Raw genomic sequence first — 12289 nt, forward strand, 5'->3', positions numbered from 1 at the left:
CAGACTGAATTGGATCTGCGCTTTTAGTTAATGATATCAGCGAGTTTGAGTCAATCGCTTTTTCTCTGTTGGGTTACTGATCAATCGCCGTATCAACTAAATACGTGATTTCACCTGAAGGGGCATACTCATTAACATCAATAGGGCTGTGTGTTTCTAAATAATCCTTCAAAACTTCAGCATCGGTAAAACCTGTATTTACATACCCTGGATGATCGTCGATTTTAGGGTAACCATCACCACCAGCAGCATTGTAGCTTGGTACGGTAAAGCGGTAATTACCATCTAAGCGAAGTTGCTTATTACCAATAAACACATTGGTTACCTCACCATTATTGATACTCATCGCAATGCCGGCAAACTGTGCATAAGCACCAGAGTCAACAGGCTTAGTTGCAACGACATTTAGATAATCTAATACCTCTTTACCCGTCATATCAACGTAAGAAACCATATTGCCAAATGGCTGAACAGTGAGCACGTCTTTATAAGTAATATCACCCGCAGCAATCGAATCGCGAACGCCGCCAGAATTCATTACGGCGAAATCTGCTTTCGCACGTTCCATGTGAGCCGTTGCAATTAATCGACCTAAGTTTGTTTGCTGGTAACGAACCACATTGCGGTCACCCTCAAGCTTACCGTTAGATTCTGCAATCTTCACGTTTAGTTTGCCCTGACCTTTTTCTTGATAAGGACGAAGAAACTCAAGCATCGCTTCGTCTTGTTTAATCTCTTCTTGGATCAAGACTCGTTGCGACTGACCATCAACTTTAACTTTCTTTTTCAAGTTTACTGGGATCAGATCGTAGCTCACCATCGAGAGTTCGCCATTACGAAACTCGTAATCGGCGCGTCCCACATATTTCCCCCACTCATGTGCCTGAACAATAAAGGTACCATTTTGTTTATCGGGCTGACATTCATCACCTGGTTTAAAGTTCTTTTTGATAACGTTTGGCCCTTCCATACAAACAGGCTCTTGTGAGTGTCCTCCAACGATCATGTCGAGATCGCCGTCATTCAAATAACGAGCTAACGCCACATCGCCGGGAGCATTGATGCCTCTATTACCATTTTCATAGTGTCCCATATGCGTGACAGCAAAAATCAGATCTGGATACTCTGTTTCTTTCAGTTCTGCAATCAACTTCTTGGCTTCTTCTTTCGGGTCACGGAAGTCAATTTGTTCAATGAATTCAGGGTTGCCAAGTTTCGCTGTGTCTTCGGTTGTAAGACCAATGACCGCAATTTTAATGCCCTGCTTGTTAAACATCGCGTATGGTTGGAATAAACGCTTGCCCGTATTTTTATCGTAAATATTGGCAGACAACATCGGAAAGTTTGCCCACTCTTGCTGCTTGAATAGCACGTCCAATGGATTATCAAACTCATGATTACCTAGAGCCATCGCATCGTAACCAATTTTGCTCATGCCTTTGAAATCCGGCTCGGCATCTTGTAAATCAGACTCAGGTACTCCTGTGTTGATGTCACCACCAGAAAGCAGTAACACGCTGCCCCCCTCAGCCTGTATTTCTTCTCGCAAATCATCGATTAACGTTTTACGCGCCGCCATGCCATATTCACCGTATCGATTTTGCCAAAAGCGACCATGATGATCGTTAGTGTGCAACACGGTCAATTTATAGGTTGTATCGGCATTCCATTCTGGTGCAGGTTGCGTAGCACACCCTGCTAACGAGGCCAAGATAGCGGCACTCAAAACAGTTTTGATCATCAGACGCTGATTCATTTATTTACCTTTTTCTTATTGGGATTACTGATGCACATTTTAAGCATTGGATCTATTTGAAAACCACGTGCACCCTAACACATTGATTTAATAATTATGATGCATTGTTTAGCAATAACAAATTCATCAGTAACAAGTTTGAGAATTTACAGTTTTTCAGATAAAAAAATAGCCAACACTCGGTTGGCTATAGTATTTGTTACCACCAGTCATCTGGCGTTTACTTAATATCGATATCTGCAAAGCTCTTGATCAGATCATCAAGCGATTTCATTTGTGCTAAGAATGGCTCTAACTTGTCTAGAGGCAGTGCAGATGGGCCATCACAACGCGCTTGGTCTGGGTTTGGGTGCGCTTCGATAAATAGACCTGCGATGCCTGTCGCTAGACCCGCTTTTGCAAGTTCAACTGTCTGCTCACGACGGCCGCCAGATGCTGCGCCTGATGGGTCACGCATTTGTAGTGAGTGCGTTACGTCAAAGATGATTGGGCTACCTTTCGAAGCATTTTTCATCACACCAAAACCAAGCATATCAACCACTAAGTTGTCGTAGCCGTGGCAAGAACCGCGCTCACATAGGATGATCTTGTCGTTACCGCATTCTGCGAACTTCTCAACGATGTTACCCACTTGACCTGGGCTCATAAATTGAGGTTTCTTCACGTTGATAACCGCACCTGTTTTGGCCATAGCTTCAACAAGGTCAGTTTGACGAGCTAGGAATGCAGGAAGCTGAATAACGTCTACCACGTCAGCGACAGGTTGAGCTTGCGCTTCAGTGTGAACGTCCGTGATGATCTTTACACCAAAAGTGTCTTTCAGCTCCTGAAAGATTTTCATACCTTCTTCCAGACCTGGACCACGGTATGAATGAACAGAACTGCGGTTTGCTTTGTCAAACGACGCCTTAAATACGTAAGGAATACCAAGTTTTTCCGTTACTTTTACGTAGTGCTCACAGATCTGCATCGCAAGATCACGAGACTCAAGAACGTTCATACCTGCAAATAGGGTGAATGGCTTGTCGTTAGCAACCTGAATGTCGCCGATATTAACGATTTTCTGTTCCATTTTAATTCTCTTTTTCTGTCCACGATACGCCACAGTTCGGCACATCGATAAAATTAGTGAAGTGTGACGTGCGTTTCACTCATCACATTAACTTGTGATTTTAGTAGCTCGGAAGCCGGATCGTCAGGGCATTGGTCAATAAAGTACTGAAAATCTGATACCGCTACTTGAGGGCACTCTAGCTGTTGGAAAATAAAACCACGGTCACGAATTTCGTATGGGTCATCTGGCACAAACGTTAGAGCAAGATTCGTACAACGTAATGCCAGCGTATAATGCTCTTCACGCAACATCGCACTTTTAATCAATGCCAACCAGCGACCAATAATTGTTGGGTTGTCAGCTTCCTCAAAATGTTCAGGCTTTAGCTGAGCTAGCGGTCCTTCCTGGCCAATAAGCCAAGCTTGAAGAATCCTTTCACCTACATACTCACCATTAAATGGGTTGATGTAGTCTGGCTTCTTATGCATCCAGTCGACTTTTAACAGGAACTGAGTAGGGAAAGTAACTCCCTTAAGCGGGAAACCCAGCTTTTTGCCTAGGTATAACAAAATCGAACCTAAGCTCACAGGAATACCTTTTCTGCGCTCCAAAACTTTATCGATGAAGCTGTTGTCCGAAATAAAGTATTCCTGCTCGTCGCCTTTGAACCCCCACTCGTGGAAAAACAGTCGTAGGAATGCATCAAATCGTTGCTCTTCATCGGTTTCATGAACAAGCGTGGCTTCTGCATCTTTGTAAAGACGCTCTAACTCTTGTTTCGCCCAATGTACTTTGGTTTCTGGGTTAATCGCTTTGTTTAGCTCAAGCGCACCTTCCACCAACGGTATATTGTCAAAATCTTCGTCAAAAAACTCTAACATGACGTCTTATCCAAATAACGTAGGGCTCTTAGACACAGCAATGTTTGCAGCCATGACCAACCAACCTAATGCGCCGAAAAAGCCAAATATCTTCAGTAGGTTGTTTTTCGCAAGTTTCAATGAGAAGAATCCAAGCGCAATGTACGCCAGTACGCAGGTGATTTTGTTTGTTAACCACGGTGCGGCATCGGTAAACGGGATGAAACCCGTAATGAAAATAAGCGCAATACCTGACACTAGCAATGCAGTATCAACGATGTGGGGAAACACTTTCAAAAAGCGATTATTTCGCTTCGGTGAGTTCATCATCATTAACACGAATCGGATCGATAGTAGCGTCGCGCTGAGAGCGATCGTCACTAAGTGTATGTGTTTTAGAGCTACGTACATTTTTCTTCTCTTTTTAGTTAGTGTTTGCTGACTTCCATGATTAACTGGCCAGACACCCAAGCGTTACTCGATCGTTACCGCCATAATCTTTTTCCGTAGCGACCTGTTGGTAACCAAAGCCACGCATTATCTCACGCACCGCCTCACCTTGATCATAACCATGTTCAAATGCCAGCCAACCGCCCACTTCAAGATACTGACGAGCAAGATCCGAGATATGACGAATATCAGCTAAGCCATTCTCTTTAGCAACTAATGCAGATTTTGGCTCAAAGCGCACATCACCTTGGGATAAATGTGGATCTTTTTCATCAATATATGGCGGGTTGGAGACAATTAAAGCAAACTTCGTACCTTCTGTAATAGGCTCAAACCAACTGCCTTGAGCAAAGGTCACATTTTTGATGTTTAGCTGCTCAGCATTGTACTCTGCAAGTGCTTTCGCTTCTTGCTTAAGGTCTACGCCCATCACTTGACGCTTTGGCATTTCAGATGCAAGCGCGATGGCGATAGCTCCCGTCCCCGTTCCAAGATCTAAAATAGGCCCAGTTTGCTCGTAGGTCTTATCGAGTGCAACTTCGACCAAACGTTCTGTATCCGGTCTAGGTATCAGGGTAGAAGGAGAAACTTTAAACGGTAAAGACCAAAACTCTCGCTCACCAATAATATAAGCGACGGGTTCACCAGTTAAACGTCGTTCAAGTAGAGCATCAAACTGAGATTTTTGCTCTGCTTCTAACGCTTTTTCTGGCCAGGTCAGCAGGTAAGTTCGTGGTTTGCCAAGGACATGGCAAAGGAGTACAGCTGCATCGAGAGAAGGCGACTCTTTGCCGCCTTCTGCCAGTTTCGCCGTCGCACTTTTCAGTGCTTGCTCAATCGATTGAACTTGGCTCATCGATTAGCCGTTCTCTGCGAGCGCCGCAAGTTGGTCTGCTTGGTGCTCTTGAATCACAGGATCAATCAAGCTCTGCAGGTCACCTTCCATCACTTCGTTCAAACGATAGATGGTCAGGTTGATACGGTGATCAGACACACGACCTTGTGGGTAGTTGTATGTACGAATACGGTCACTACGGTCACCAGAACCTAGAAGGTTACGACGTGTATCAGACACTTCTGCGGCACGACGCTCTTCTTCCGCTTGAACGATACGAGCAGCAAGAACCGCCATTGCTTTCGCTTTGTTCTTGTGCTGTGAACGCTCATCCTGACACTCTACTACCGTACCCGTTGGTAAGTGGGTAATACGGATTGCAGAATCCGTGGTGTTAACGTGCTGACCACCCGCGCCAGATGCACGGAACGTATCGATTTTCAGGTCTGCTGCTTTGATTTCAGGCAGATCCGCTTCAGGGATTTCCGCCATTACTGCTACTGTACAAGCAGAAGTATGCACACGGCCTTGAGATTCAGTTGCAGGAACACGCTGTACACGGTGACCGCCTGACTCAAATTTCAACACGCCGTATGCACCGTCGCCGCTTACTTTCGCGATCATCTCTTTGTAACCACCGTGCTCTGCCTCGTTTGAAGACATGACTTCGATGCGCCAGCCACGCTTTTCTGCGTACTTGCTGTACATACGGAATAGATCACCCGCGAAGATACCCGCTTCGTCGCCACCCGCACCTGCACGAATTTCTAGGAAACAGTTACGATCATCGTTCGGATCTTTTGGCAGAAGAAGAATCTGTAACTCATCAGTAAGACGCTCAATCGTCGCTTTCGCTTCTTTGATTTCTTCTTGCGCCATTTCACGCATTTCTTCGTCGTCTTCGTTTGCCATCTCTTCAGCGGCGACAAGATCTTCTTGTGCTTGTTGATAAGCTTGGAAGCACTTGGTTACTTCTTCTAGCTGAGAGTACTCTCTTGATAGAGCACGGAATTTGTCCTGATTTCCAATTACATCAGGATCACCAAGAAGATGTTGAACTTCTTCGTAACGTTCTACTAGCGTTTCTAGCTTAGTCAGAATAGAGGCTTTCATAGTGTCGTTTTCTTAATAAAAAGCGTGAGTTATAGATCATCCAAGCCAAGTGTTTGGCGGATAATCGTTAATTTTGCTGGTTCGCCTTGCTCTGCTGCACTTTGCAATGCGCGAGTTGGAGCGTGAATCAGTTTGTTGGTGAGTTTATTACTCAGCTCGCGCAGCACTTTCTCCGGATCTGCGCCTGCCGCTAAAGATTGCAAACTTTTGCTCAGTAACTCTTCACGAATTTCGTTGGCTGATTTGCGATAGTCGCGAATACTATCGACGGCTTGCAGTGAACGCAACCATGTCATAAATGCAGCGCTTTCTTCACTAACAATCGCTTCAGCTTGAATCGCTTCGACTTTACGCTGCTCAATGTTGCTGTCGATGATAGATTGCAAGTCATCAACAGAATACAGATATGCGTCGTTCAGTTCACCGACTTCCGACTCTACATCTCGCGGCACCGCAATATCGACTAACAAGATAGGTTGATGTCGGCGCTGCTTTAGAGCCGTTTCGACCATACCTTTGCCAATAATAGGCAATGGGCTCGCCGTTGAGCTAATCACAATGTCCGCTTTCGCCAAATGTTCAGGAATTTCGTTCAAACTGATCACTTCTGCGCCAAATTGGTCCGCTAAGCCTTGCGCGCGCTCTTTAGTGCGGTTCGCGACAATCATTTTTGTGCAACCGTTGGACGCTAAATGCTTCGCGACCAATTCAATCGTCTCACCCGCACCAACTAAAAGCACGGTTGAATCTGATAACGACTCAAAAATATGTTTTGCCAGTGTACATGCCGCATAAGCCACGGACACGGCATTACCACCAATATCTGTCTCTGTTCTCACCCGTTTGGCGACTGAGAACGTCTTTTGAAACAGTTTATCAATCGAGGCATCGACAGCTTGATGATCTCGCGAGTCAGAAAATGCTTGCTTTACCTGCCCCAAAATTTGAGGCTCACCCAACACCAGAGAGTCAAGACCGCACGATACGCGCATCAAATGCTTTATTGCAGCTTGTTCTTCATGAACATACAAACTCGGCATTAAATCTTCGCGGCTCACTTGATGAAATTGAGCAAGCCAATCGATCAACTTGTTTCGCGCTCCTTGCTTAACATCGCAGTACAACTCAGTTCGGTTACAGGTTGAAACAATCACACTGCCGTTAACCGCTTCGTGCTCTCTAAGTTGCTCGAGTGCAGGGCCGAGTTTATCCGGACCAAACGCCACCTTCTCTCGCAAGTCGACAGACGCTGTATTGTGATTAATTCCAATAGCAAGCAAGGACATCTAACGTGGTATCTCTGGGATAGGTTATAAAATAGGTCCAGAATTTTACTGTAAGCACGCATTTATTGAAAGGGTAAGCCGGATTTGTTTTCCTAAGTGCGACTTTTCAATGCTATAGTTGTGAGCGATTCCCGATGAAACTGATTAATAAGCCATCAAACATGACGTTACGCTCCTTTATTCTTTTTTTCTTGTCGAGCTTACTGCTCGCTGGTTGTTCGTCCGTTCCTGAAAGTGTTACCAGCGTTGAATGGCAAGCTCACGAGCAGCGACTCGAAACCATCCAAGATTTTCAAGCAACGGGGAAACTTGGTTATATTGGCCCAGACCAAAGACAAAATTTAAACTTCTACTGGAAACATTCTTCAGCACTAAGCCAGTTGCGTTTAACAACGATTCTCGGACAAACGGCATTAAAGCTCACCATCACCCCACAAGGCGCCACAGTAGAAACTTACGACGATCAGGTCCTTTCTTCTCGCAGTGCTAACCAGCTGATTTACCGTCTTACAGGGTTGATGATGCCCGTCGATCACATGCCTGACTGGCTATTAGGTCTACCGACCGATGCCGACAAATTCCAACTGTCTCCAACCAATACACTGCAAGCGTTAAACAAACAAATTGGTTTAAATGATTGGAGTATTGCTTATCAACGATATGGCGACGTTCAATGGCATGAACAGTCTCTCCCTCTGCCAAATAAGCTGAAACTCACCACAGCTGATGTCAAAATAAATCTAGTGATCACAAAATGGAACATCACCCAATGATTGAACTTTCAACACGCTGGCCATCACCAGCGAAATTGAATCTCTTTCTATATATCAACGGCCGTACAGAGAATGGCTACCACGAGTTACAAACGTTATTCCAATTCGTCGATCACGGCGATGAGCTCACTATTCAAGCGAACTATTCTGGTGATATTACGATTTCTCCAGAGATAGAAGGTGTGCCTCTTCAAGACAATTTAATTTGGAAAGCAGCAACCGCGCTTCAAGCTTACTCAAACTGCCCTTTTGGCGCGCATATTGAGCTACAGAAAGTGCTGCCTATGGGTGGAGGCATTGGTGGGGGCTCATCGAACGCAGCTACAGCATTAGTGGCACTGAATTACTTATGGCAACTGAATCTAACTGACGACGAACTGGCTGAAATTGGTTTAAAACTGGGCGCAGACGTGCCCGTATTTGTGCGCGGATTTGCAGCTTTTGCTGAAGGTGTTGGTGAAAAACTCTCTCCTGCTTATCCCGAAGAAAAGTGGTACTTAGTCGTCAGACCGAATGTATCTATCGCAACCGTCGACGTTTTTTGTCATCCAGATCTGACGCGAAACACCCCAAAACGAGATCTAGAAACACTTTTAAATACGCCAAGCGTAAACGATTGCGAAAAAATTGTACGAATGCTCTACCCAGAGGTTGATAAGCAACTTTCTTGGCTGCTACAATACGCGCCGTCAAGATTGACGGGGACAGGATCTTGCGTTTTTGCTGAATTTTCGAGCAAATCTGAAGCAGAAACTATCCTTGCACAACTCTCTGATAAAGTCTCGGCATTTGCCGCTCAAGGGCGCAATATTTCGCCATTAAAAGAGACTTTGGCTGAATACCAATCAGCCTCACACCGACCTATTTAAACTGGACGCAAACCCGAGGTTTCCACCGTGCCTGATATGAAGCTATTTGCTGGTAACGCAACACCTGAACTAGCCCAACGTATTGCTGATCGTCTTTACATCTCTCTTGGTGATGCATCTGTTTCTCGCTTTTCTGATGGCGAAGTTGCAGTTCAAATCAATGAGAATGTTCGTGGTAGCGATGTTTTCATCATTCAATCCACTTGTGCACCGACTAACGACAACCTAATGGAATTGGTTGTTATGATTGATGCAATGCGCCGTGCTTCAGCAGGCCGTATCACTGCAGTTATCCCTTACTTCGGCTACGCTCGCCAAGACCGTCGTGTACGTTCTGCGCGTGTGCCAATTACTGCAAAAGTTGTTGCTGATTTCCTATCTAACGTTGGTGTTGACCGCGTTCTAACTATCGACCTACACGCAGAGCAAATTCAAGGCTTCTTCGATGTACCTGTAGACAACATCTTCGGCACGCCAGTGCTACTTGAAGATATGCAGGCTCGCGGTCTAGATAACCCTGTAGTGGTATCTCCTGACCTAGGTGGCGTTGTTCGTGCTCGTGCAACAGCAAAAGCACTAGGCGACATCGACATCGCAATCGTAGATAAGCGTCGTCCACGTGCAAACGTTTCTGAAGTAATGAACCTAATCGGTGATGTTGAAGGTCGTGACTGTGTGATCGTTGATGACATGATCGACACAGGTGGCACACTATGTAAAGCAGCTGAAGCACTAAAAGAGCGCGGTGCTAAGCGTGTATTCGCTTACGCTACTCACGCAGTATTCTCAGGCAACGCTGCGGATAACATCAAGAACTCAGTTCTTGACCAAGTTATCGTAACTGACTCTATCTCTCTGTCTAAAGAGATGGCTGCAACAGGTAAAGTGACAACACTAAGCCTATCTCGCATGCTGGCTGAAGCGATTCGTCGTATCAGCAATGAAGAGTCAATCTCTGCAATGTTCAACTAATACGAACATTTCAGTTACACTGATTTCAAAAGCACCCCTCTTTGGGGTGTTTTTTTATTTGTACTGATAACTAGAAAATCCCTTGGTCGCCCACCGCGAGTTTTCTGTGCTATCATACTGCGCTTTTTGAGATTCCAGAGAGATCCTAACCTTGAGTCAACAAATCAAACTTCTTGTTGGTCTTGCTAATCCAGGACCAGAATACGCCAGAACTCGTCACAATGCGGGCGCTTGGGTTGTAGAAGAATTAGCACGCGTTCACAACGTTACACTGAAGAACGAACCAAAGTTTTTTGGTCTAACAGGACGCATTATGGTCAATGGCCAGGATCTCCGTTTGCTTATCCCAACCACCTTCATGAATCTATCAGGTAAATCGATCGCAGCGCTTGCGAAATTTTATCAAATTAAACCTGAAGAGATCATGGTCGCTCATGACGAGCTAGACTTACCGCCAGGTGTCGCTAAGTTTAAAAAAGGTGGGGGTCACGGTGGACACAACGGTCTGCGTGACACCATTAGCAAACTGGGCAATAACAAAGATTTTTATCGTCTTCGTATTGGCATTGGTCATCCGGGACACAAAGATAAAGTGGCGGGTTTTGTATTAGGTAAAGCGCCAGCTAAAGAGCAAGAGCTTTTAGATGCAGCAGCTGATGAGGCTGTTCGTTGTCTAGATATCCTGATTAAGGATGGCCTATCTAAAGCACAAAATCGCCTCCACACGTTCAAAGCTGAATAAGGTTACTATCATGGGTTTTAAATGTGGCATCGTTGGTCTACCTAACGTAGGTAAATCAACTCTGTTCAACGCACTAACTAAAGCGGGTATCGAAGCAGCAAACTTCCCGTTCTGTACCATTGAACCAAACACTGGTGTGGTTCCTGTGCCAGATCTACGTCTAGACGCACTAGCTAAGATCGTTAACCCACAGAGAGTTCTTCCAACGACGATGGAGTTCGTGGACATCGCTGGTCTTGTTGCTGGTGCATCACGTGGTGAAGGTTTAGGTAACAAATTCCTAGCTAACATCCGTGAAACAGACGCGATTGGCCACGTTGTACGTTGTTTTGAAAACGAAAACATTGTTCATGTTTCAGGTAAAGTTTCACCTATCGAAGATATCGAAGTGATCAACCTTGAACTTGCAATGGCTGACCTAGATTCTTGTGAGCGAGCGATTCAACGTAACGCGAAGAAGGCAAAAGGCGGCGATAAAGACGCAAAATTTGAACTAACCGTACTAGAAAAACTGTTACCAGTACTAACTGAAGGCGGCATGGCACGCACAGTTGAGCTATCTAAAGAAGAGTTAGCAGCAATCGGCTACCTAAACTTCCTAACACTGAAGCCAACTATGTACATTGCAAACGTAAACGAAGATGGCTTCGAAAATAACCCATATCTAGATGCGGTTCGTGAGTTCGCAGAAAAAGAAAACAATGTCGTTGTACCTGTATGTGCAGCTATCGAATCTGAACTATCTGAACTAGAAGATGAAGATCGCGAAGAATTCCTAGCAGATATGGGGATCGAAGAGCCGGGCCTGAACCGTGTAATTCGCTCTGGTTACGAACTACTGACTCTACACACCTACTTCACAGCAGGTGTTAAAGAAGTACGTGCTTGGACAATCCCTGTTGGTGCAACTGCGCCTCAGGCGGCAGGTAAGATCCACACTGACTTCGAGAAAGGCTTTATTCGTGCAGAAGTAGTCGGTTACGACGATTTCATCCAATTCAATGGTGAAAATGGCGCAAAAGACGCAGGTAAATGGCGTCTAGAAGGTAAAGACTACATCGTAAAAGATGGCGATGTTGTACACTTCCGCTTCAATGTTTAATTAAATGAATGAATTCTAAACACTTCATTTACACTAAAAGCCAGCTGTTAAGCTGGCTTTTTTAATACCTTAAGTAAATGAACAAAAATAAATTACGCAACTGCAAGCTAATTTATTTCCAGTTTTAGATCATAAACACGCCTCTTTGTTTAAAAAGGAAGCGAACGAGGTTTTTTCCGAAATTTATTAAAAAAAACTGTTGACGGATCTCACTCAACTTCGCATAATGCGCGCCGTTCCCAACGACAAGGCAACAAAGCGTTGAGAACAAAAAATATGGTTTTGGCTACGTAGCTCAGCTGGTTAGAGCACATCACTCATAATGATGGGGTCACAGGTTCGAATCCCGTCGTAGCCACCATTCCTAAATGTTCTTTTTATCAGAGCAGTTAGGAATAGATGCGGAAGTGGCGGAATTGGTAGACGCACCAGATTTAGGTTCTGGCGCCGCAAGGTGTGAGAGTTCAAGTCTCTCCT

Annotated in this window: 12 protein-coding genes and 1 tRNA gene; 6 read left to right on the plus strand and 7 right to left on the minus strand. The window is 45.0% G+C overall.

Features of this window, described 5'->3' with window-relative positions; translation table 11 throughout:
- Positions 1 to 73: 73 nt before the first annotated feature.
- The 7 genes from ushA to hemA all read right to left on the minus strand — a co-directional run bounded on the left by ushA (position 74) and on the right by hemA (position 7354).
- Positions 74 to 1756, minus strand: coding sequence for a bifunctional UDP-sugar hydrolase/5'-nucleotidase UshA (gene ushA / locus R7O12_RS18115; protein WP_025768955.1), 1683 nt, complete (start codon positions 1754 to 1756; stop codon positions 74 to 76).
- Between the two features lie 220 nt (positions 1757 to 1976).
- Positions 1977 to 2828, minus strand: coding sequence for a 3-deoxy-8-phosphooctulonate synthase (kdsA, locus tag R7O12_RS18120; protein ID WP_005384095.1), 852 nt, complete (start codon positions 2826 to 2828; stop codon positions 1977 to 1979).
- 53 nt (positions 2829 to 2881) lie between these two features.
- Positions 2882 to 3691, minus strand: coding sequence for a SirB1 family protein (locus R7O12_RS18125; RefSeq protein ID WP_005384098.1), 810 nt, complete (start codon positions 3689 to 3691; stop codon positions 2882 to 2884).
- Between the two features lie 6 nt (positions 3692 to 3697).
- Positions 3698 to 4081 carry a SirB2 family protein gene (locus R7O12_RS18130; protein WP_005382225.1) on the minus strand — a complete coding sequence of 128 codons (384 nt, stop codon included), beginning with the start codon at positions 4079 to 4081 and terminating at the stop codon, positions 3698 to 3700.
- Between the two features lie 40 nt (positions 4082 to 4121).
- Positions 4122 to 4976, minus strand: a complete 855-nt coding sequence (gene prmC, locus R7O12_RS18135; protein WP_017634841.1) for a peptide chain release factor N(5)-glutamine methyltransferase — start codon at positions 4974 to 4976, stop codon at positions 4122 to 4124.
- A gap of 3 nt (positions 4977 to 4979) precedes the next feature.
- Positions 4980 to 6068, minus strand: a complete 1089-nt coding sequence (gene prfA, locus R7O12_RS18140; RefSeq protein WP_005382222.1) for a peptide chain release factor 1 — start codon at positions 6066 to 6068, stop codon at positions 4980 to 4982.
- 29 nt (positions 6069 to 6097) lie between these two features.
- Complete coding sequence (gene hemA, locus R7O12_RS18145; protein WP_005384104.1) at positions 6098 to 7354, minus strand: glutamyl-tRNA reductase; 1257 nt, start codon at positions 7352 to 7354, stop codon at positions 6098 to 6100.
- A 134-nt stretch (positions 7355 to 7488) separates the two neighbouring features.
- Here hemA and lolB point away from each other — a divergent pair, with 134 nt between their 5' ends.
- The 6 genes from lolB (at position 7489) to R7O12_RS18175 (ending at position 12173) form a co-directional block, all read left to right on the plus strand.
- Positions 7489 to 8127: a lipoprotein insertase outer membrane protein LolB gene (gene lolB / locus R7O12_RS18150; protein ID WP_017634843.1), complete on the plus strand. Its 639-nt coding sequence runs from the start codon at positions 7489 to 7491 to the stop codon at positions 8125 to 8127.
- Positions 8124 to 8996, plus strand: coding sequence for a 4-(cytidine 5'-diphospho)-2-C-methyl-D-erythritol kinase (gene ispE / locus R7O12_RS18155; protein ID WP_318126206.1), 873 nt, complete (start codon positions 8124 to 8126; stop codon positions 8994 to 8996). Before lolB ends, ispE begins: the two co-directional genes overlap by 4 nt.
- A gap of 27 nt (positions 8997 to 9023) precedes the next feature.
- Positions 9024 to 9968 carry a ribose-phosphate pyrophosphokinase gene (locus R7O12_RS18160; protein WP_005393176.1) on the plus strand — a complete coding sequence of 315 codons (945 nt, stop codon included), beginning with the start codon at positions 9024 to 9026 and terminating at the stop codon, positions 9966 to 9968.
- A gap of 151 nt (positions 9969 to 10119) precedes the next feature.
- On the plus strand, positions 10120 to 10710 hold the full coding sequence (pth, locus tag R7O12_RS18165; protein ID WP_005384112.1) for an aminoacyl-tRNA hydrolase: 591 nt from the start codon (positions 10120 to 10122) through the stop codon (positions 10708 to 10710).
- Positions 10711 to 10720: 10 nt separating this feature from the next.
- Positions 10721 to 11812: a redox-regulated ATPase YchF gene (gene ychF, locus R7O12_RS18170; RefSeq protein ID WP_005393178.1), complete on the plus strand. Its 1092-nt coding sequence runs from the start codon at positions 10721 to 10723 to the stop codon at positions 11810 to 11812.
- 284 nt (positions 11813 to 12096) lie between these two features.
- Positions 12097 to 12173, plus strand: a tRNA-Met gene (locus tag R7O12_RS18175).
- The last annotated feature ends 116 nt before the right edge of the window (positions 12174 to 12289 follow it).

Source organism: Vibrio sp. Vb1574 (assembly GCF_033338675.1).

Excerpts from the sequence above, each read along its gene's own strand:
- ushA (WP_025768955.1), bottom strand. The coding sequence starts at position 1,756 with ATGAATCAGCGTCTGATGATCAAAACTGTTTTGAGTGCCGCTATCTTG.
- kdsA (WP_005384095.1), bottom strand. The coding sequence starts at position 2,828 with ATGGAACAGAAAATCGTTAATATCGGCGACATTCAGGTTGCTAACGAC.
- R7O12_RS18125 (WP_005384098.1), bottom strand. The coding sequence starts at position 3,691 with ATGTTAGAGTTTTTTGACGAAGATTTTGACAATATACCGTTGGTGGAA.
- R7O12_RS18130 (WP_005382225.1), bottom strand. The coding sequence starts at position 4,081 with ATGTACGTAGCTCTAAAACACATACACTTAGTGACGATCGCTCTCAGC.
- prmC (WP_017634841.1), bottom strand. The coding sequence starts at position 4,976 with ATGAGCCAAGTTCAATCGATTGAGCAAGCACTGAAAAGTGCGACGGCG.
- prfA (WP_005382222.1), bottom strand. The coding sequence starts at position 6,068 with ATGAAAGCCTCTATTCTGACTAAGCTAGAAACGCTAGTAGAACGTTAC.
- hemA (WP_005384104.1), bottom strand. The coding sequence starts at position 7,354 with ATGTCCTTGCTTGCTATTGGAATTAATCACAATACAGCGTCTGTCGAC.
- lolB (WP_017634843.1), top strand. The coding sequence starts at position 7,489 with ATGAAACTGATTAATAAGCCATCAAACATGACGTTACGCTCCTTTATT.
- ispE (WP_318126206.1), top strand. The coding sequence starts at position 8,124 with ATGATTGAACTTTCAACACGCTGGCCATCACCAGCGAAATTGAATCTC.
- ychF (WP_005393178.1), top strand. The coding sequence starts at position 10,721 with ATGGGTTTTAAATGTGGCATCGTTGGTCTACCTAACGTAGGTAAATCA.